The organism is uncultured Candidatus Thioglobus sp. (assembly GCF_963981275.1).
GTDB lineage: Bacteria > Pseudomonadota > Gammaproteobacteria > PS1 > Pseudothioglobaceae > Thioglobus_A.
This window is the reverse complement of record NZ_CAXCCZ010000025.1, coordinates 1-18,579: the sequence shown is the minus strand read 5'-3', so window position 1 is coordinate 18,579 and position 18,579 is coordinate 1. Positions and strand designations below refer to the sequence as shown.

Sequence of the window (18,579 nt, the reverse complement as noted above, 5' to 3'; positions counted from 1 at the left end):
TGGGCAACGCCAGTAACGTCATTATGAATTTTAAAAGTCTCGCCACCTGCCTGAATAGTTTGTTGATCGGTAGTTGCATCTGTTGGGTAAACGGCAATTGTGCCGTCTGATAAGCCATCTGTAGAGCTCTTCATTACATCAACCCAACGATCACCTTCACCATCTTTAGCTTGCGCAATCATTGCCGGATGTGCATAAATTTTAGCATTAGGATAGGCTTCCATAATGGCTTGGTTACCTAGCCAATGGTCACCATGAACGTGAGTATTAAAGGCGGCAACAATTGGTTTATTGGTGATTTTTTTGATTTCTTTGATAACCTCAAGGCCAATTTGATAAGTGCCACCAGGGTCGACCACAATCACGCCGTCAGCGCCAATAATCATGCCTGGATTATTCATAAACCCTTGGTTTGCAACAGTTGGTTCGCCTAATGGCCCGTGCATAATGTACGAGTTGGTGCCAAGCTGGTCAAATTGATAGTTGCCCAAACCTTCAATAGTCCAAGCGTGCGATATTGACGAAAATGCCAAGGTAAATAACAGTGTTAATTTCTTCATGTCTATCTCTCCTCTATGTTGAATTGACCATTATAGCTAATGTTATAATTCCATTCATGCGAAAAAAACCAACACTAAGAAATGTCACTGACATAGCGACAACCCGATTTTTCAATATTCAGTCAATGGATGTTGAATTTTCTAATGGAGAAAAACGTCAATATGAGCGCCTTAAGCCTCCGGGAAACGGTGCGGTTTTGGTTATCCCTATGTTGGATGATGAAACGGTGTTAATGATTTATGAATATTCGGGTGGCACGGACCGATATGAGCTGGCATTGACCAAGGGCAAAATTGACGACGGTGAAACGCCACTTGAAGCAGCCAACCGGGAGCTGATTGAAGAAATTGGCTACGGCGCTAAAAAACTAACATACATGAAGGCCATGAGTATTGCACCTGGCTATCAATCAAGTGAAACGCACATTGTTCTGGCGCAAGATTTGTATTCAGCCAGTGCACAAGGTGACGAGCCTGAGCCGTTAGAAGTAGTCGAGCATCAATTATCTGAGTTGGAAAGCTTGGTTTATAACGATGATTTGACCGAGGCCAGAAGTATTGCCGCACTCTATATGGCAAAAGAGGCGATCAGACAGCAAAATTTAAGTGGTTGAGATTCCTCAGGATTTTGTACTAGCAACCGAAACAACGCCTTTTCCAGATATTGAGCGCGCACTTGAAGAGCCTAATGGTTTAATCGCCATCGGGGGTAGCCTGTCAACTGAGCGACTACTTGATGCTTATCACCAAGGTATTTTTCCTTGGTATAGCGAGCAAGATCCTGTCTTATGGTACAGTCCAAATCCAAGAATGGTGATTACACCCGATACACTGCACGTATCTAAAAGTTTGGCAAAGACACTTCGTTCAAATAAATTTCAAATTAAAGTTGACGTGGATTTTGACAAAATCATCCATCATTGCAGAACAGTTGATCGTAAAGACCAGACTGGCACTTGGATTGATGAGGACATGGTGAATGCTTACACCCAGTTACACCACCAGGGGTTTGTTCGCTGTGTCGCTGTGTATCAGCAATCCAAATTAGTGGGCGGTCTTTACGGTGTTGCGCTGGGCGGTGTTTTTTTTGGTGAATCGATGTTCTCATTGGCTAAAGATAGCTCGAAAGTGGCTTTTGTGCATTTGCTAAAATATATGGAGTATTCGCTGGTGGATTGTCAGGTTGAAAGTCCGCATTTAAGAAGCTTGGGCGCCTTTAACATCGAGCGTCATGCGTTCATTCAAAGTTTGCAAGAATTACTGTAAAATAGCGACTAATTTTACAAATAACCTTGCGAGAAATCAGATGGAAAAAATAATCAAATTAACAGCCCTTATGTTTATCGTTATAGGTCTTTCAGCGTGTGGAAAAATGGGTGAGTTGGAGGTGGTTAAAAACAACAACCAGACAACTACTCAAGCAATTGATGCGGCAACAACCAGTGTTGCAGTTGCACCAGAATTAGACATCATGCCACATAATTCAAAGTAGTCAACTTTGAGTTTTTCCTACAAAAATCAATCTTTACATGCTGAGTCTGTTGATATTGCAGACTTGATGCAGAGCTACGGATCACCGTTATACGTGTATTCTCGTACCGACATCGAGAACAATTGGCGTGAGTTTGATTCGGCCTTTGGTCAGCATCCACATTTAGTTTGCTACGCTGTTAAGGCTAATTCGAATATCGCTGTGCTCAATGTACTAGCAAAAATTGGCGCTGGGTTTGATATTGTTTCAGTAGGCGAGTTAGAGCGAGTGTTAGCGGCAGGTGGACAGGCTTCAAACTGTGTTTTTTCTGGTGTTGCAAAAACACAAGATGAAATTAAACGAGGCTTGGAAGTGGGTATTCGTTGCTTTAATGTGGAGTCTGCTGCAGAATTAGAGCGCATCGAGCAAGTTTCTGCCAGTATGAATATGCAGGCACCAATTTCCATTCGGGTTAATCCAAACGTCGATGCAAAAACTCATCCGTATATTTCAACAGGATTGAAAGAGAATAAATTTGGCGTTGATATTGATGATGCTATCGCCCTGTATGAAACGGCACACCAATCAGAGCATATCAATGTTCAGGGTTTGGATTGCCATATTGGCTCACAGCTGACTGATGTATCGCCATTTATAGATGCCTTGGATAAGGTTTTGGCCCTTATTGCTAAGTTAGCAGACCGAGGCATTGAGATTGCTCACCTGGATTTGGGCGGCGGCGTTGGTATTCGTTATGAAGATGAAGTCACCATTGATATTTCCGCTTATATTAGCTCTATTTTGGACAAAGTGGGAAATTTAGAGATTATCCTAGAGCCAGGCAGGGCAATTGTGGGTAATGCAGGCGCATTTATTACGAAAGTTGAGTTTTTAAAGCAAAATTCTGACAAATCCTTTGCCATTATTGACGGTGCCATGAACGATTTATTGCGCCCTGCTTTTTATAATGCCTATCACAACGTGTTGCCAGTGCGCGAAAATGCCCAGGGAGTTGAAGCCAGCTGGGATTTGGTTGGCCCTATTTGTGAAACAGGAGATTTTTTGGCCAAAGATAGGCAATTATCTTTATCAGCTGGAGATTATTTAGCTGTTATGTCAGCCGGAGCATACGGCTTTACCATGAGTTCAAATTACAACTCCCGACCGCGCGTTGCTGAAGTGATGGTGTCAGATACAGCACACCATCTTATCCGCAAGCGTGAAACCATTCAAGATTTATTTAACACAGAGATTCTAATCAATGACTAAGCTTACCAACAATCAAAAAAAATTCTTACGCTCTAAAGGTCACAGCCTTAAACCTGTCGTCATGCTAGGTCAGCACGGCCTTACTGAGGGTGTTCTAGCTGAACTGGCATCTAGTTTAGAGACGCACGAACTATTAAAAATTAAAGTTCGTGGCGATGATCGCGAAGATAAACAACGCATAATTGACGAAATTATTAAAACAACCCAGGCTCATTTGGTGCAGGTGATTGGCAATATTATGGTGATTTATCGTGCCTTTGATGAAGATCCTCAGCTTATTCTTCCAAGAAAATAATTAACTGATGACTAAGATTGCAATTAGTGCTGCTGAAACCTCAGGCGACCTAATTGGATCTGCGTTAGTACAGGCATTAAAGGCTCAAGACCCAAGTCTTAAAATTGAAGGCTTGTGTGGTGTAAAGATGCAATCTCAAGGCTGTGAACAGCGTTGGGACATGAGTCTGGTAAACGTTATGGGTTTTAGTGAGGTTTTGAAAAAACTACCCTCACTATTAAAATTAAGAAAGACAATTGTTGAATATTTTTCTACCAATAAGCCCGATGTGTTTATTGGTGTAGATGCGCCTGATTTTAATTTTGTTATTGAAAAAAAACTCAAAGACCAGGGTATTAAAACAGTTCACTTTATCTCGCCATCAGTTTGGGCGTGGCGTCAGTCAAGGGTCAAAAAAATTAAACATGCCAGTGACTTGATCCTGTGCCTGTTTCCTTTTGAGGTTGATTTTTACAAACAGCATAATCAAAGAGCAGTCTTCGTTGGACACCCTTTGGCGGAAAAGCTCACGCCTAGAAAAAACCATCAAGTAGGCAAAAGTATTTTGCTTATGCCAGGATCAAGGTCGGGAGAGGTTAAGCGCTTATTGCCTGAAATGTTAGTGGCGGTAAAAGCAATGTCACAACAAGAATCAGCGCTAACTTTTCACTTGGCATTGGCCAATGATGAGCTGCTTGAATGGGCTCAAGATCTAATTGCAGATCAGGATATTAGCCTATCAGTTAATGAGTCTCATCAGCGCATGCAAAGCTCAGATTTGGTGCTGGTTGCATCGGGTACAGCGGCACTAGAACTGTCCTTGATTGGTGTTCCTATGGTGGTGATTTACAAACTGTCTGCGCTGAGTTATTTTATTGCGTCCAGGTTGGTTAAAAGTGAGTTTATTAGTCTACCCAATGTTATTGCTAATCAACCTCTGGTGCCGGAATTAATTCAAACAGAGGCAAATGGTGACAACATTGCCAAACACGCTATGCAGATTTTAACGAGCGATCAATCGAGATTAATTGAAGAATTTGGCAAAATCCACAAGCGCTTACGCCTGAACGCCAGTGAAGAATCTGCCAAGCTAATTCTAGATTTTATCCATGAATAACGATTTTTTAAAAATTGTGGATTTGGCATTGGCAGAAGATTTAGGTGCTGGTGATGTCTCTGCAAGCTTATTGCCCGATGAGCAGGTTTCTGCCACTATTGTTTGCCGAGAGAGTGCTGTTATTTGCGGTATTGAACTTGCTCAACTAGCTTTCAAAACTTTAGACAGTGATCTTAAAATTACGTGGCAAGTTAAAGATGGAGAGTTGGTGAATTCAAACCAAATTTTGGCCGTTTTATCAGGATCTTCAAGAGCGATCATTAGTGCAGAGCGCGTAGCGCTGAATTTTTTGCAGACTTTAAGCGCGGTAGCAACCCAAACAAAATTATTATCCGATAAGATCATCCATACTAAGGCACAATTACTAGATACAAGAAAAACCTTGCCAGGGTTGCGTTTGGCGCAGAAGTACGCAGTTAAATGCGCAGGTGGTGTAAATCATCGCTTGGGCTTGTACGATTGTATTATGCTTAAGGAGAACCATATTGCGGCTTTTGGTGGCATTGCTAAAGCGGTTAAAAAGGCGGTGGAGAGTTACCCAGAGCTTGATTTAATTGTTGAGGTGGAAACCTTAGATCAGCTCACAGAAGTGCTAGCTTTAAATGGGGTGACGCGAGTACTGTGTGATAATTTTTCTCATCAGGCGTTAATCCAGGCGGTACAAATGTCCGATGGAAAATTACCAATTGAGGCTTCTGGAAATATTGATATGGATACACTTGTTGCTACAGCAGAAACAGGTGTGGATTTTATCTCAACAGGCAGTATTACCAAAAATATTCAAGCAATTGATTTGTCATTGCGTTTTTCCTGAGGCGAAAAATACAGGACTTCGCAAACTGTCTTTGGTGTTATAGCGTAAGGGTTTGTTATCTACACCTACAACACGTCCACCAGCAGACTCCAAAATGTATCCGCCAGCGGCTGTATCCCATTCAGAGCAAGGGCCAAATCTTGGGTAGTAGTCATACTCACCCTCAGCAATTTTGCAAAATTTTAGCGCACTGCCTAAATGATTGATACGGTATAGGCCAAGTTTGTTTAGATGGTCGTGCAATCTTGGGTTATGAGCGGAATAGTGGCCGGTAACCACTTTCAATGGTTTATTTTGAACAGCCACTTGAAGCTGTGTAGTTGTACTGTTATCGTGTTTAAAGGCTTGCCCCTGGTCATTGGTAAAATAGTGGGTTTTGCTAAGGGGTGCGTAAATAAAGCCAAAAATAGGGCGGTTGTTTTTAATGTAGGCAATACAAATACAAAACTCACCTGTTTGTTCAATAAAGTCTCGAGTGCCATCAAGCGGATCCATAAGCCAGTATTCATTCCAAGTTGAGCGTATGGAAAAATCAACCAATTCAGACTCTTCTGAAAGAATCGGTACGTTTGGCGTTAGCAGGTTTAGGCCGTCAGCTAATTGTTGGTGTGCTTTTTTATCGACAACTGTTAGTGGTGTTTGGTCTGATTTAGTTTCAATCGCCAGGCTGGTTTTGTAGTGCGACATAATCATCTCGCCAACCTTGTTGGTGAGGGTGATTAAGTGTGGGGTTAGTGTATCAAACATCATGATATTATCTACCATTAGGGGTGAGAAATACTACTAAATATGGTGGGCCTACTTGGACTTGAACCAAGGACCAATCGATTATGAGTCGAGTGCTCTAACCAGCTGAGCTATAGGCCCGATAAAACGGGTTTTCTCTAAGAGTCTAAAAAGCTTTGAAGCTTATGAGCACGAGAAGGGTGTCTTAGTTTTCTTAACGCTTTTGCTTCAATTTGACGAATACGTTCACGTGTTACATCAAATTGTCTACCTACCTCTTCTAGCGTGTGATCAGTATTCATATCAATACCGAAGCGCATTTTCAGCACTTTTGCTTCACGAGGAGATAGGTTTGCTAGCAAGTCGCCTGTTGTTTCTCTAAGACTTTCTTTAGTGGTGATTTCCACAGGTGAAGATAGGTTGGTATCTTCAATAAAATCACCAATATTCGAATCTTCATCGTCACCTACTGGTGTTTCCATTGATAAAGGTTCTTTGGCAATTTTAAGAATTTTAATAATCTTGTATTCTGGTAATTCCATTTCAGTGGCTAGCTCTTCTGGAGAAGCTTCACGACCAAACTTTTGTAACAATTGGCGACGTACACGATTAAGTTTGTTAATGGTTTCAATCATGTGTACCGGAATACGAATAGTACGCGCTTGGTCAGCAATTGAACGAGTAATAGCTTGACGAATCCACCAAGTGGCATAGGTTGAAAACTTATAACCACGACGGTATTCGAACTTGTCCACTGCCTTCATTAGGCCGACATTACCTTCTTGGATTAGATCTAAGAATTGTAAACCGCGGTTGGCATATTTTTTAGCAATAGAGATAACCAAACGTAAGTTTGCCTCAATCATTTGAGATTTGGCTTTTTTAGCGCGACGATCGCCTTTACGATAAAGCTTATTTAAAGCTTTAAGTTCAGCAACAGTAAGCTGCATTTCTTCTTCGTATTCATGTAGATTTTTTTGAGCATAAAAGATTTCATCTTTAGAGGCTGCTAGTGCTGACGCAACTTTTTCATCTACTTTGGCATTTTTTAACCAGTCGTAATTAGTCTCGTTACCGGCAAATAATTCAAAAAATTGAGCTCTTTCCATGCCTGCGTAAAGGCAAGCGCTTTGAATTGTTTTTTCTTGTTTTTTAATGAGTGCAACGCGATCACAAATGACTTCCATCATGGTTGAGACTAGTTTAGGCGCAAGGCGTAAATCGGACAAACCTTTAGAGAGTTGTTCACGTGCAGCCACAGTCTTTTTGTGACGGAAACCGTATTTATCCTTTAACTCTTGATAGCCTTCAGAGCAACTTAAAACAGTTTCGAATCGAGTGTACACTTTGTCCTCATCAGGGCCAGTGTATTCCATTTCTTCCATGTCTTCATATTCTTCGTCATCATCAAATTCGCCAGCATCAAAGGCTGCTTTTTTGGCTTCAAAATCTGCCGCATCACCTTGATAGCCGATAATGACGTCCGTCATCTTACATTTGCCTTCCTCTAGACGCTTATGAGCCTTGAAGAAGTAGTCGGTAATTGAAGGGTAGAGTGTGATGGCTTGCATAATTTCAAATACGCCCGCTTCAATTTCTTTAGCGATACGAATTTCATCTTCTTGCTCTAATAAGTCAACAACGCCCATCTCACGCATGTACATTCTAACTGGGTCAGTTGTTCTACCAAACTCAGAGTCCAGTGCGGCAAGTGCGGCAACAGCAGCTTCTGCAGAGGTTGACTGGGCTTTAGCACCTGATTCTACAACCAGCGTATCAGCATCAGGCACTGAGTCAGAAACTGTAATGTCCAACTCTTCTAAAATGGTAACAATTGGCTCTACCTGCTCTTGCGTTAGTAGATCTTCAGGCAAAATATCGTTGATTTCAGAGTAGGTTAAATAGCCTTTCTCTTTGCCAACTGTAATCAGTTTTTGTAGTGCTTGCTTGTGTGCTTTAGTAGTAGATTTCATAGAGTAACGTATTATGACAGACCAAATTATGGATTATACACAAAGATACCTGTTAAAAATCAGAGCCTTGTGCGCTTTAAAATAAAATGTTTATTGGATATCAGCAAAAATATTGATAATAGATTGCTCTTCACTGATGCGTTTGATTACTTCTGCCATGATTGGCGCGATAGAAAGTTGTCTAATTTTGCTACATTTGGCCGCATCAGCAGTTAATGGAATGGTGTTTGTAGTTACTAGCTCATCGAGCTCAGAATTCTTAATGTTGCTAATAGCGCCGCCAGAAAGTACCGCGTGTGTTGCATAGGCGACAACCTTCTTAGCACCCTTTTCTTTTAAGATTCCAGCTGCTTGGCATAAGGTTCCAGCTGTATCGACCATGTCATCAATTAAAACACAAGTCTTACCCTCAACATCACCAATAACGTTCATGACTTTCACCATATTAGGCGCAGGACGACGTTTATCGATAATGGCCAAATCTGCATCATTGAGTTTTTTAGCAGCAGCACGTGCACGTACAACACCACCAACATCTGGGGAGACTACCACGATATCCTTATAATTTTGACTCATGATGTCATCTAGTAACACTGGCTGTGCATAAATATTGTCGATTGGAATATCGAAAAATCCTTGAATTTGATCCGCATGTAAGTCAACGGTTAAAATTCGGTCAATACCCGAAGATTCAACCATTTTAGCTGCTAATTTTGCCGTAATTGGAACGCGGGTTAAGCGTGATCGACGATCCTGTCTTGAGTAGCCAAAATAAGGCGCAACAGCAGTAATTCTTGCAGCTGATGAGCGCTTCAAGGCGTCAGCCATTACCAATAACTCCATCAATGTTTCTGCTGGAGAAGGTCCGCAAGTGGGCTGAATGATAAAAACATCACAGCCTCGAACATTTTCTAAAATTTCGACTTGTGACTCGCCATCGCTAAATCTGCCAACCAGAGCTTTTCCTTGCGCAATGTTTAAACTAGAAATAATTTCGCCGGATAATAATGGATTTGCGTTACCACTAAAAATTTTGATCGTGTCAAGAGACATAAGAGTTATTGGTTGTTGAAAGTTGATTAAATTATACTAGGTTACGATGACAAAAATAGTATTTGCTCAAGGAAACCCTGAGTAAATTTAGGTAAATAAAAAACATAAAAAAAGCCGTGTCTTAATGCAAAGACACGGCTTTTAGAAAATGGCTGGGCTGGCAGGATTTGAACCTGCGCATGACGGGATCAAAACCCGTTGCCTTACCGCTTGGCGACAGCCCATTTAAGGATCGGAGAAGTGTTAATTGCTTGCGCTGTAAAACTCATCCATTTTTTTGGCATTTTTTCTAATGCTGCCAGAGCATATTTTTTAGTAGCAAATTCAGCGAAAACACAACTGCCTGTACCACTCATTCTTGCTTTTCCTATCAGATCAGAACAACGATCAAGCTGTTCCAATGCAAGTCTGATTTCCTCTGTTTGCTCAATGGCTGCTAACAAACAATCATTATGAGTATTTGCAAGTTCAGAGAAGTCCGATATTTTCCCTATCATTGGACTCATTGTCAATGCTTTATGCGAGAAAATTTCTGATGTGGAGGTATGTTGGTTAACAAACACCACTAAAAAGTAATGATTAGGCGTTTTTAATGGGCTAAGTATTTCACCAACACCTTCCGCCCAAGCACTCTGGGCATTAATAAAAATTGGTACGTCCGCACCCAATTTCAAGCCTAACTCCATGAGCGCTTGTTGATCTAAGTTTGTTTTCCAGAGGTGATTGAGCGCAACTAATGTAGTGGCTGCATCGGATGATCCGCCTCCCAGACCTCCTCCTGCAGGTATGCGCTTAACAATAGAAATGTCACAACCCAAAGAGGTCTGTGATTTTTCTTGCAAGAGTTTGGCGGCGCGTATGATTAAATCAGATTCTGGTGCAATATTAGCATTGCCGGTAGCTCGATTAATGACACCATTACTGGTGATTGAAAATTGCAATTCGTCGTAATAATCTAGTAGCTGAAAAATGGTTTGCAAATTATGGTAACCATCTTCTCGCTTACTGTTAATGTGCAAAAATAAATTAATTTTTGCTGGCGCAAGCCACACCTTGGTGGCGTTAGACATCAATAAAGACGTCTCGATAGTATTTTAACTCATCAATCGAATCACGAATATCGGCTAATGCTAAGTGTGCCGGCTCGCCTTCTCGGATCATTTTTGCCTCTGGCTTCCAGCGCACTAATAACTCCTTAAGTGTGGACACATCAACATGACGATAATGGAAAAATTTTTCCAACTCAGGCATGTAGTTGTATAAAAAACGCCTATCTTGACAGATGGTGTTTCCACACATTGGGGAGGCGCCAGCATTGACATATTTTTCTAGAAATTCAATGGTCTGCTTTTCTGCTTGTTTGGTGGAGATCACACTATCCTTGACACGTTGAACTAAGCCGGAGTTTGTGTGATGCTCAGTATTCCATTCATCCATACCTGCCAAAATTTCACTGCCTTGATGAACAACTAAAGAGGGCCCCTCTGCCAAAATATTAAGATCGGCATCGGTTACGATTGTGGCAATCTCAATAATGACGTCTCGCTCCGGCAATAATCCAGTCATTTCTAAGTCAATCCAAATTAGGTTTGTTTCTTTATTCATGTGTTTTTCCTTTAACAGCCAGTTGATTCACGTACAAAATCATCCAGTTTTTGATGTGCTGAGCCTTTGTTGAGAATGCTAAGTGCTTTATTAATGCCGTCTTGTAGCGTATTGCTTAAGCCACAGACGTAAATAGCAGCGCCTGCATTAAGTGCAATGATATTTTTGGCCGCACCATCTTTGCCATCTAGTGCTTGTTGGATTAGGATAAGAGAGTCATCTGCATCCTTGGCTTTAATGTCGTCCAAGCTTCCAAGCGGTAGGCCAAAATCAGTTGGGTTGATGGTGTAAGTAGTTACTTTGCCATTTTTTAGTTCGGCAACAAACGTGTCATCCGCAATAGAGATTTCATCTAGACCGTCATTGGAGTGTACTACCATCACGTGTCTAGAGCCTAGACTTTTTAAAACATTGGCAATAGGCTCTACCAATTCCTTGCTATATACACCCATAACTTGAGTAGGCGCTTTGGCAGGATTAGTGAGTGGTCCGAGTACATTAAAAATGGTTCTGACTGCTAATTCTTTACGTGGGCCAATAGCGTGCTTCATGGCTGAGTGATGTGCAGGTGCAAACATGAATCCAACCCCAATTTTATTAACACTACGGCTAATCTGCTCTGCACTCATGTCTAAATTAACGCCAGCCGCTTCTAAGACGTCAGCACTGCCAGATTTTGATGAGATGGATCGATTGCCGTGTTTAGCAACCGAGCCACCAGCCGCAGCAACTACAAAGGCGCAGGCGGTGGAAATATTGAACAGGCTGAGTCCATCACCCCCTGTGCCACAAGTATCAACCAAGTGCTTAGTACTCTTAACCTCAACTCCTTTGGCTAGTGAGCGCATAACCTTAGCGCTGGCAGTGATTTCAGCAATGGTTTCGCCTTTCATGGAAAGCCCTACTAAAAATGCACCAATTTGCGCATCTGTGGTTTTTCCGGTCATGATGTCAGTCATGACATCATGCATCTCATTTTCATTTAAATCTTGCTTTGCAATCACTGCTTTGATGGCTTGTTGTATATTCATAGGTTTGCTTGACTCATAAGCGTTTCGATGTCGTTAATTGTTTTGATAAGGTTTCTAGTTAGCACGGTATTTCCTGTCTCTGTTACCACGACATCATCTTCAATTCGAATGCCAATATGATGATAAATTGGATCAATTTTATCATCCTTACGAATATAAATGCCAGGTTCAACAGTGATAACCATACCTTTTTCAAACACTCGGTGTTGTTGGTTGTTTTGATATTTACCCACATCGTGCACATCCATGCCCAGCCAATGGCCCGTGCCATGCATATAAAACTTTGCCAATGGCTCTCCCGGCATCAACAGTCCAATCTTTTTTAGTCCTTGCTGGATAATTCCAGAGGCAATTTGATGAGGCTTGTGTACATCTATACCGGGTTTGATGGCATCGATTGCGGCTAGTTGAGCATTCAATACAATTTGGTAAATTTGTTTTTGTGGTTCGCTAAATTGCCCGCTAACTGGAAAAGTGCGAGTGATGTCGCTGGCATAGTAGTTAAGCTCACACCCTGCATCGATTAACACCAGATCTCCAGATTTAAGCGGCTTATTATTTTTAATGTAATGCAATACACAGGCATTTTTTCCACCGGCGACAATTGGCGTATAGGCATGCTGAGTATTGTTTTTAACAAAGTGGGCGTCAAAAACACTTTGTAATTCATACTCAAACATGCCAGGACTTACCTGAGCCATGGCTAGTGTGTGAGCTGCGCTAGAGATATCCGCTGCTTTTTGCATGATTTCAATTTCAGACGCACCTTTAATTAGACGCATTTCATGCAAGGATTCTTGAAAACTGATTGGGTTATGTTTGCTGAGTATGTTGGCAATTTGTGAGTCTAGTTTGCAGGGTTTTTCATCAAAATAAACAGAGCTTTCAGAGGGAATAAGTTTTTCTAATTGAGTCTCTAATTGATTAATGTCAAAGGCATGTCCGAGCTTTAGAGTGTTTGGCGCATCTGCAAGGCCTAGGCGCGCCCCATCCCAAATTTCACGAGTCTTGTCCTTGGGGCGTAAAAACATTGAATAGCTGTTCTTACTAATAATCGCTACCGCTTCTGGCTCATGAAACCCGGTTAAATAAAAAAAATCACTGTGTGGGCGAAAGGGAAAAGTAACATCCCCGTTTCTAAACTGTTCTGGATTGGTCGATATGATTATGACACAATTGTCATCAAGCTGGCTTAGCAGCTCTTTCCTTCTATTTTGATGTATCATTATTTTTTCAATTCTCTTGAGTAGCGCAAAGATACCATGAAACACGTTCGCTTGTACCAAAATGCCCCTTTGAAAATTAATGACACTATGATGCTTGACGAATACGCATCGCACCACCTGCTTAAAGTTCTACGATTTCCTCAAGGGCAAGATATCACCTTATTTAATGGCGATGGTAATAATTATCAGGCAAGTGTGATCAGTGTCAAAAAACAGTGTGAAGTGCGTATTAATAGTTGCGTGCCTAATTTAAATGAATCAAGCTTGAAGCTTACTTTGGCGCAAGGAGTTGCTAAGGGAGAGAAGATGGATTTTTTAATGCAAAAGGCGGTGGAGTTAGGGGTTAGTCAAATTATTCCTATTTTTACTGAGCGTTGCGTGGTTAGATTAAAAGCTGAAAAATTAAAAAAACGCATGCAACATTGGCGCAAAATTATCATTGGCGCCTGCGAGCAATCGGGCAGATCGGTAGTGCCAGAGCTGCTAGATCCACTAGATTTAAGTTCGTTAATGACACAGGATTATGGCGATATATTTGTACTACATCACCGAGCAGAGCATTCTTTGTTGGACTTTGGTAAATCCCTTCGGGCGATGATTATCATAGGGCCTGAGGGAGGGCTGAGTGATGATGAAATCATTTATGCCACGCAACAAGGTGCACAGCCATTATTATTAGGCTCTAGAGTGCTGAGAACAGAAACCGCATCATTGGCTGCCATTGCTAATATGCAACTGTTATGGGGTAGTTAGAATGGCCAGTGATTTTTGAATTGGCTCAAGCACTGAGGCCAATTTTTTGCGAATAGCTGACCCAGTCAGATTATGCGCTGAAATGGTGCTAACCACCAAACGCTCATTAACTCCTGCCAACAATAGTCTGGCATTCAGTTTATCTTGTTCCTGGGTAGTGGTGAGATTTAAGTCTTTAATTTGAGCTTTGATCTTGTCAATGGAGTCTTGATAAACTATCTGATCATGAGATAGGTATTGGCCCAATACCTCCAAAGCACGATAAAGTACGTATTCCTGATTAATTTTTTTAAGGATATGAGCCAAGGTCTTTAAAAAAATTTGTGACTGTTCGCTGTTGATAATCTGTAGTTCTGGGTGTTGATATTTAAGTGCCTGAATGTTGAGATCATTAGGAAGGCTTCCTTGCATTCTTTCAACAAACCCTACTAAAAATGCTGTTTTTCTCTGGCCTTGTTTCCACAGTCTATCCCTATCTTTTTGATCAATTAGGTCGCCTTGCAAGACCAAGCTGGTAGTGTCAATTAGTTGCTCTGTGTCATTCACAAAAGGTAAAAATTCGAGCAGGTATTGGGCAATTTCTTGCCCCGTTTTAGTGCTGATGACAAACGCCTTGGTTAATAAGAAACGACCAATTTCAGCCTGACTATCTGTATTAGTGGCGCACCACCAAGTGAGTTTTAATAAGTTGTCATCGAGATTGGTAGAATTGGCAACCGCTACCACGGCCTCAACTTCACCCAATTTAAGTAATGAAACTAGATTCGAAGATTCAACCTGACCCATTCTTGACCAGCGTTTTAAGTAAGAAGGGTAGCCACCCATGGCGCCAAGTACTTGAGTAACCAAGAGTTTTTTTACCGCTTTAATGTAGGCCTCACTATCGCCACTAGGCCTTAATTCAATCGTTTGTTCTTTAAATTGTGCATTGAGTCCAACCACGACCAATTTATAAGTGTCAATACGAATGGCGACCGAAGTGGCTATTAAAACATTTAGTTTTAGGGTGTCTTCAGGCTCAAGCATTTAATAGTCTGTTTAGTTGTGATAAAGAATGAGAAGCAAGCGAATCTTTAAAGATAACCAGCGAGCCTTTGTTCAAGCTGATTATCACCAAAAATTGAGATTGATAGGTGCAGTAAACACAAGGATATTGCTGGTTATTCCCCTGTTTGTCTGTTGTTGTTATTGCTTTATCATTTAAAGAAAATGACAAAATAGCACTGGATTTTTTTAGCAAAATTTGAACATTCAAAAAGTAAAAATGCATAATAAGAATAACACTTAATACCAGACTAACGTAGTTGTTAAAACTGTAAAGCCAAATAATAACCAGCGCAAATAGGTGTATGAGTATCGATATGCTTAAATAGGTTTTTGAGGCCTGGAGTTTAAAGGTGACGCGCTCAGTCACTATCGCCCAGCTCTGATGCCAGTTCGCTTGATCTATCAAATGCAGCGCGCATAGCATGTGCAACCACCATCTCAAAATTTTGATCTTGAAAAGATTCAATAGCAGCTTGTGTGGTGCCATTTGGAGAGGTTACATTTGCTCGTAATTCTTTTGGAGAGTGGTTGCTAGTATCAGCCATCATACTGGCACCCAGTGCTGTTTGAATGCTGAGGGTTTGAGCAGTTTGCTCATCTAACCCTAGTGCAATGCCAGCATTTGTCATGGATTCGATCATTAAGAAAAAATAAGCTGGACCACTGCCAGACAGTGCAGTCACAGCATCGAGCATTTTTTCTGTTGAAACCCATAAACTTTGGCCCACACTATCAAGAATACTAATGGCCAATTCCTTTTGAGTGTCACTCACGCATTCGTTGGCAAACATACCTGTTACACCTTGATTTAATAGGGCTGGTGTATTAGGCATGGTGCGCACAATAGCGGCATTACCACCAAGCCAGCGGTCGATATCGTGGGCGCGTACGCCAGCGGCAATTGAGATAATCAGTGTGTTAGCTTTAAGTGAGTCTTTCAGTTGGTGGCAAACAGAGGATAAAACTTGCGGTTTGACTGCTAATATAATAACGTCGCAATGAGCGGCAAGCTCAATATTATCCGTAAAGACTTCAAGGTTAAATTCTTGTTTTCGCAGGGATAATAATGATTCGTTTTTATCGCTGATTTTAATATTGTCAGCACAAAAGCCATTGTTAATCAATCCGGAGATGATAGCGTAAGCCATGTTTCCTGCACCAATAAAACCGATTGTTGTTAAATTTTGCATTACAATGTTTTTTTTAAATTTAGTCTAAGGGCTATTCTACCAAAATAACTAAAGAGGTATTAAAGTGAGTATAAAAAAATTCAACCCAAAATTGATTATGATTGATGTTGACGGCACACTCGTGGACAGTGTTCCAGACCTGGCTTTTTGTGTTGATGAGACGATGAAAGCTTTGGGAAAACAGCCTTGGGGTGAAGCGCAAGTGCGTCATTGGGTTGGCAACGGCGTTCCTAAATTGGTTGAAAGATCGCTAACTGGCGAGCTAGAAGGTGTAGTTAATAAAGCTGATTTTGATAAAGCTTACCCAATATTTCTAGAGCTTTATGCGGTTAACACCTCTGTACGTTCATGTTTGTATGATGGTGTTAAAGAAGGATTGGATTATATGAAAGACCAAGGCTACACCTTGGGTTGTGTTACTAATAAGGCTGAACAATTTACCTTGCCAATTTTAAAAGATTTGGGAATTTTTGATTATTTTGGCATTGTGGTGTCAGGCGATACCTTGGCAAAGAAAAAACCAGATCCGTTGCCATTATTACACAGTGCTGAATTTTTCGGTATTGCACCTGAAGATTCAATGATGCTGGGTGATTCAGTTAGCGATGTTAAGGCATCACGCGCGGCAGGATTTGAAATTATTTGCATGTCGTATGGTTACAATCATGGTGATGACATCCGTGACACCAATCCTGATCTGGTGATTGACTCCATGGCCGAATTAAAAGAGTATTTATAAATCGTCATAGGTAAGGCTATATGACGATTTAATAGAAAGTCAGTTTGTAACGGGCAAAACTCGTTACAAAAAAAGTAAAAGAGATGGTTGCCATTTAAAGTGACGTAAAATATATTGTTATGGACACATTTGATCAAAACCATATTTGGCATCCGTACGCCAAAATTCCCAATGAAGTTAAGACTCATGTAGTTGAGTCAGCTGATGGTGTTTATCTAAATCTGGCAGGCGATAAGCGTGTCATTGATGGCATGAGCTCTTGGTGGAGTGCCATCCACGGTTACAACCATCCAACACTTAATCAAGCAGCTCAAGCTCAATTAGGCAAAATTTCGCATGTAATGTTTGGTGGCTTAACGCATGAGCCCGCTATTACACTTGCCAAGACCTTGGTTGACATTACACCTGAGCATCTAAGCAAGGTTTTTTTTACAGACTCTGGGTCGGTTGCGGTGGAGGCGGCGCTTAAAATGGCATTGCAGTATTGGCACAATCAAGGGCAGTCAAAAAAGCATAAATTTGTCACCATTCGTGGCGGTTATCACGGCGATACCTTTGGTGCGATGAGTGTGTGCGATCCAAATAACGGCATGCATCATTTGTTTTCAGGAGTTTTGCCTAAGCATTATTTTGTTCAGAGTCCGTCAATGGTGGCGATGGATGAAGCCTTGCAAGATTTGACGTTAACGCTACAACAAAATGCTGACTCAATTGCCGCTATGATTTTAGAGCCTGTCGTACAGGGTGCTGGCGGCATGCGTATTTATAATCCTCAATATTTAACTCGTGCAAAGGCATTATGTAAGCAGCACAACGTGTTGTTTATCTTGGATGAAATAGCCACAGGTTTTGGTAGAACAGGCGAGCTTTTTGCACTTGAATACGTAGATGTAGATCCAGATATTTTGTGTCTTGGCAAGGCACTTACAGGTGGCTATATGACACTTGCTGCCACGCTAACAACCGATGAAATCGCCCAAGGTGTTGGCACGCTGATGCATGGTCCGACTTTTATGGCTAGCCCTTTGGCCTGTGCCGTTGCTAATGCCAGTATTGAGTTGTTATTAAACTCTCCTTGGCAGGATAATATTGCCAATATTGAAGCAATTTTGAATAGTGAACTATCCTCATTACGCGCCCATAGTAAAGTGGCTGACGTGCGTATTTTAGGAGCAATTGGCGTGGTTGAGTTAGCCGAAGAAATAAACATGGAGAAAGTCCAAAACTTGTTAATCGAGAAAGGAGTTTGGCTCAGACCTTATGGCAAGTTGCTTTACACCATGCCACCTTTTATTATCAGTAAACAAGAGTTGTTACTGGTCACTAAAGCCATTAAAGCGGTTATCGAGGAGTTATGAAAAAAATTATTTTATTGTTTAGTTTATTGTCATTTGCTGTTCAAGCCAATGATTACGAAAAGGTGGGTGTCGAAGTGGCGGCTGAAAACCTTAATGGCGATGCTTACTATGTTCCAGGTTTGTCAGGTTCGGCCACTGAATATGAGGGTTTTATTTCAAATGCGGGTTTTGTTGTAACGACTGAGGGTGTAGTTGTATTGGACGCCTTGGGTACGCCATCATTGGCCAAAGCCATGCTTAATGAAATTCGAAAGATAACGGATAAACCTATTAAATTGGTGATTGTTAGTCATTATCATGCCGACCATATTTACGGTTTGCAAGTATTTAAAGAGCAGGGTGCACAGATTTGGGCGCCCAAAGGTACTTGGGA

General features: G+C 41.3%; 22 protein-coding genes and 2 tRNA genes. 11 read left to right on the top strand and 13 right to left on the bottom strand.

Annotated elements, in window-relative coordinates; all coding sequences use genetic code 11:
* The coding region (locus ABNR88_RS05220; protein ID WP_348670139.1) for an MBL fold metallo-hydrolase at positions 1-560 on the bottom strand (560 nt) is incomplete at its 3' end.
* Between the two features lie 56 nt (positions 561-616).
* Here ABNR88_RS05220 and nudE point away from each other — a divergent pair.
* The 7 genes from nudE to nadC are packed head-to-tail and all read left to right on the top strand — an operon-like array spanning position 617 to position 5,505.
* Positions 617-1,174 carry an ADP compounds hydrolase NudE gene (gene nudE, locus ABNR88_RS05215; protein ID WP_291928348.1) on the top strand — a complete coding sequence of 186 codons (558 nt, stop codon included), beginning with the start codon at positions 617-619 and terminating at the stop codon, positions 1,172-1,174.
* Complete coding sequence (gene aat, locus ABNR88_RS05210) at positions 1,167-1,826, top strand: leucyl/phenylalanyl-tRNA--protein transferase (RefSeq protein ID WP_291928351.1); 660 nt, start codon at positions 1,167-1,169, stop codon at positions 1,824-1,826. The genes nudE and aat overlap by 8 nt, the downstream gene beginning before the upstream one ends.
* 40 nt (positions 1,827-1,866) lie before the next feature.
* On the top strand, positions 1,867-2,052 hold the full coding sequence (locus ABNR88_RS05205; protein ID WP_348670138.1) for a hypothetical protein: 186 nt from the start codon (positions 1,867-1,869) through the stop codon (positions 2,050-2,052).
* A gap of 6 nt (positions 2,053-2,058) precedes the next feature.
* Entirely contained in the window at positions 2,059-3,300 is a 1,242-nt protein-coding gene (lysA, locus tag ABNR88_RS05200) for a diaminopimelate decarboxylase (RefSeq protein ID WP_291928357.1), read from the top strand.
* Complete coding sequence (gene yhbY / locus ABNR88_RS05195) at positions 3,293-3,595, top strand: ribosome assembly RNA-binding protein YhbY (protein ID WP_291928360.1); 303 nt, start codon at positions 3,293-3,295, stop codon at positions 3,593-3,595. The genes lysA and yhbY overlap by 8 nt, the downstream gene beginning before the upstream one ends.
* 7 nt (positions 3,596-3,602) lie before the next feature.
* Positions 3,603-4,691: a lipid-A-disaccharide synthase gene (lpxB, locus tag ABNR88_RS05190; RefSeq protein WP_291928363.1), complete on the top strand. Its 1,089-nt coding sequence runs from the start codon at positions 3,603-3,605 to the stop codon at positions 4,689-4,691.
* Positions 4,684-5,505 carry a carboxylating nicotinate-nucleotide diphosphorylase gene (gene nadC, locus ABNR88_RS05185; RefSeq protein WP_291928365.1) on the top strand — a complete coding sequence of 274 codons (822 nt, stop codon included), beginning with the start codon at positions 4,684-4,686 and terminating at the stop codon, positions 5,503-5,505. Before lpxB ends, nadC begins: the two co-directional genes overlap by 8 nt.
* Here nadC and cysQ read toward each other — a convergent pair.
* The 9 genes from cysQ to ABNR88_RS05140 form a co-directional block, all read right to left on the bottom strand.
* Positions 5,488-6,255, bottom strand: a complete 768-nt coding sequence (gene cysQ / locus ABNR88_RS05180) for a 3'(2'),5'-bisphosphate nucleotidase CysQ (RefSeq protein WP_348670137.1) — start codon at positions 6,253-6,255, stop codon at positions 5,488-5,490. The genes nadC and cysQ overlap by 18 nt on opposite strands.
* A gap of 40 nt (positions 6,256-6,295) precedes the next feature.
* Positions 6,296-6,372: transfer RNA gene (locus ABNR88_RS05175), tRNA-Ile, on the bottom strand.
* Between the two features lie 17 nt (positions 6,373-6,389).
* A complete protein-coding gene (gene rpoD, locus ABNR88_RS05170; protein WP_291928372.1) occupies positions 6,390-8,204 on the bottom strand; it encodes an RNA polymerase sigma factor RpoD in 1,815 nt (604 codons plus the stop codon).
* A 90-nt stretch (positions 8,205-8,294) separates the two neighbouring features.
* The gene (locus ABNR88_RS05165) at positions 8,295-9,257 is read right to left on the bottom strand and encodes a ribose-phosphate pyrophosphokinase (protein WP_291928374.1); all 963 of its coding nucleotides are present in this window, start codon (positions 9,255-9,257) and stop codon (positions 8,295-8,297) included.
* Positions 9,258-9,406: 149 nt separating this feature from the next.
* Positions 9,407-9,481 (bottom strand) — tRNA-Gln (locus ABNR88_RS05160).
* Positions 9,461-10,327: a 4-(cytidine 5'-diphospho)-2-C-methyl-D-erythritol kinase gene (ispE, locus tag ABNR88_RS05155; protein WP_291928377.1), complete on the bottom strand. Its 867-nt coding sequence runs from the start codon at positions 10,325-10,327 to the stop codon at positions 9,461-9,463. Before ispE ends, ABNR88_RS05160 begins: the two co-directional genes overlap by 21 nt.
* Positions 10,320-10,862, bottom strand: coding sequence for an oligoribonuclease (gene orn / locus ABNR88_RS05150; protein ID WP_291928380.1), 543 nt, complete (start codon positions 10,860-10,862; stop codon positions 10,320-10,322). The genes ispE and orn overlap by 8 nt, the downstream gene beginning before the upstream one ends.
* An 11-nt stretch (positions 10,863-10,873) precedes the next feature.
* Positions 10,874-11,893, bottom strand: coding sequence for an anthranilate phosphoribosyltransferase (gene trpD / locus ABNR88_RS05145; protein ID WP_291928383.1), 1,020 nt, complete (start codon positions 11,891-11,893; stop codon positions 10,874-10,876).
* Positions 11,890-13,119, bottom strand: a complete 1,230-nt coding sequence (locus ABNR88_RS05140) for an aminopeptidase P N-terminal domain-containing protein (protein ID WP_291928386.1) — start codon at positions 13,117-13,119, stop codon at positions 11,890-11,892. The genes trpD and ABNR88_RS05140 overlap by 4 nt, the downstream gene beginning before the upstream one ends.
* Positions 13,120-13,155: 36 nt before the next feature.
* Between ABNR88_RS05140 and ABNR88_RS05135 the strand changes: the two genes are divergently transcribed.
* A complete protein-coding gene (locus ABNR88_RS05135; RefSeq protein WP_291928389.1) occupies positions 13,156-13,872 on the top strand; it encodes a 16S rRNA (uracil(1498)-N(3))-methyltransferase in 717 nt (238 codons plus the stop codon).
* Here the strand turns inward: ABNR88_RS05135 and ABNR88_RS05130 are convergent.
* From ABNR88_RS05130 to proC, 3 genes are read right to left on the bottom strand one after another with little or no spacing between them, the layout of a single operon-like run.
* Positions 13,858-14,898 (bottom strand): hypothetical protein, encoded by a 1,041-nt coding sequence (locus ABNR88_RS05130; protein ID WP_291928391.1) that lies wholly within the window; start codon positions 14,896-14,898, stop codon positions 13,858-13,860. The two genes, ABNR88_RS05135 and ABNR88_RS05130, sit on opposite strands and share 15 nt — an antisense overlap.
* Entirely contained in the window at positions 14,891-15,286 is a 396-nt protein-coding gene (locus tag ABNR88_RS05125; protein WP_348670136.1) for a hypothetical protein, read from the bottom strand. Before ABNR88_RS05125 ends, ABNR88_RS05130 begins: the two co-directional genes overlap by 8 nt.
* Positions 15,279-16,109, bottom strand: a complete 831-nt coding sequence (proC, locus tag ABNR88_RS05120; RefSeq protein WP_291928394.1) for a pyrroline-5-carboxylate reductase — start codon at positions 16,107-16,109, stop codon at positions 15,279-15,281. The genes ABNR88_RS05125 and proC overlap by 8 nt, the downstream gene beginning before the upstream one ends.
* A gap of 70 nt (positions 16,110-16,179) precedes the next feature.
* Here proC and ABNR88_RS05115 point away from each other — a divergent pair, with 70 nt between their 5' ends.
* The 3 genes from ABNR88_RS05115 to ABNR88_RS05105 form a co-directional block, all read left to right on the top strand.
* Positions 16,180-16,848, top strand: coding sequence for a phosphoglycolate phosphatase (locus ABNR88_RS05115; RefSeq protein ID WP_291928428.1), 669 nt, complete (start codon positions 16,180-16,182; stop codon positions 16,846-16,848).
* Positions 16,849-16,967: 119 nt separating this feature from the next.
* Positions 16,968-18,206 (top strand): adenosylmethionine--8-amino-7-oxononanoate transaminase, encoded by a 1,239-nt coding sequence (locus ABNR88_RS05110; protein WP_348670135.1) that lies wholly within the window; start codon positions 16,968-16,970, stop codon positions 18,204-18,206.
* Positions 18,203-18,579: MBL fold metallo-hydrolase (locus tag ABNR88_RS05105; RefSeq protein ID WP_348670134.1), on the top strand; the 377-nt coding region annotated here is incomplete at its 3' end. The genes ABNR88_RS05110 and ABNR88_RS05105, both read left to right, overlap by 4 nt.

What these genes read in the sequence shown, in the direction of transcription:
- nudE (WP_291928348.1), top strand. Translation starts at nt 617, where the DNA reads ATGCGAAAAAAACCAACACTAAGAAATGTCACTGACATAGCGACAACC.
- ABNR88_RS05205 (WP_348670138.1), top strand. Translation starts at nt 1,867, where the DNA reads ATGGAAAAAATAATCAAATTAACAGCCCTTATGTTTATCGTTATAGGT.
- yhbY (WP_291928360.1), top strand. Translation starts at nt 3,293, where the DNA reads ATGACTAAGCTTACCAACAATCAAAAAAAATTCTTACGCTCTAAAGGT.
- lpxB (WP_291928363.1), top strand. Translation starts at nt 3,603, where the DNA reads ATGACTAAGATTGCAATTAGTGCTGCTGAAACCTCAGGCGACCTAATT.
- nadC (WP_291928365.1), top strand. Translation starts at nt 4,684, where the DNA reads ATGAATAACGATTTTTTAAAAATTGTGGATTTGGCATTGGCAGAAGAT.
- cysQ (WP_348670137.1), bottom strand. Translation starts at nt 6,255, where the DNA reads ATGATGTTTGATACACTAACCCCACACTTAATCACCCTCACCAACAAG.
- rpoD (WP_291928372.1), bottom strand. Translation starts at nt 8,204, where the DNA reads ATGAAATCTACTACTAAAGCACACAAGCAAGCACTACAAAAACTGATT.
- ABNR88_RS05165 (WP_291928374.1), bottom strand. Translation starts at nt 9,257, where the DNA reads ATGTCTCTTGACACGATCAAAATTTTTAGTGGTAACGCAAATCCATTA.
- ispE (WP_291928377.1), bottom strand. Translation starts at nt 10,327, where the DNA reads ATGTCTAACGCCACCAAGGTGTGGCTTGCGCCAGCAAAAATTAATTTA.
- orn (WP_291928380.1), bottom strand. Translation starts at nt 10,862, where the DNA reads ATGAATAAAGAAACAAACCTAATTTGGATTGACTTAGAAATGACTGGA.
- trpD (WP_291928383.1), bottom strand. Translation starts at nt 11,893, where the DNA reads ATGAATATACAACAAGCCATCAAAGCAGTGATTGCAAAGCAAGATTTA.
- ABNR88_RS05140 (WP_291928386.1), bottom strand. Translation starts at nt 13,119, where the DNA reads ATGATACATCAAAATAGAAGGAAAGAGCTGCTAAGCCAGCTTGATGAC.
- ABNR88_RS05135 (WP_291928389.1), top strand. Translation starts at nt 13,156, where the DNA reads ATGAAACACGTTCGCTTGTACCAAAATGCCCCTTTGAAAATTAATGAC.
- ABNR88_RS05130 (WP_291928391.1), bottom strand. Translation starts at nt 14,898, where the DNA reads ATGCTTGAGCCTGAAGACACCCTAAAACTAAATGTTTTAATAGCCACT.
- proC (WP_291928394.1), bottom strand. Translation starts at nt 16,109, where the DNA reads ATGCAAAATTTAACAACAATCGGTTTTATTGGTGCAGGAAACATGGCT.
- ABNR88_RS05110 (WP_348670135.1), top strand. Translation starts at nt 16,968, where the DNA reads ATGGACACATTTGATCAAAACCATATTTGGCATCCGTACGCCAAAATT.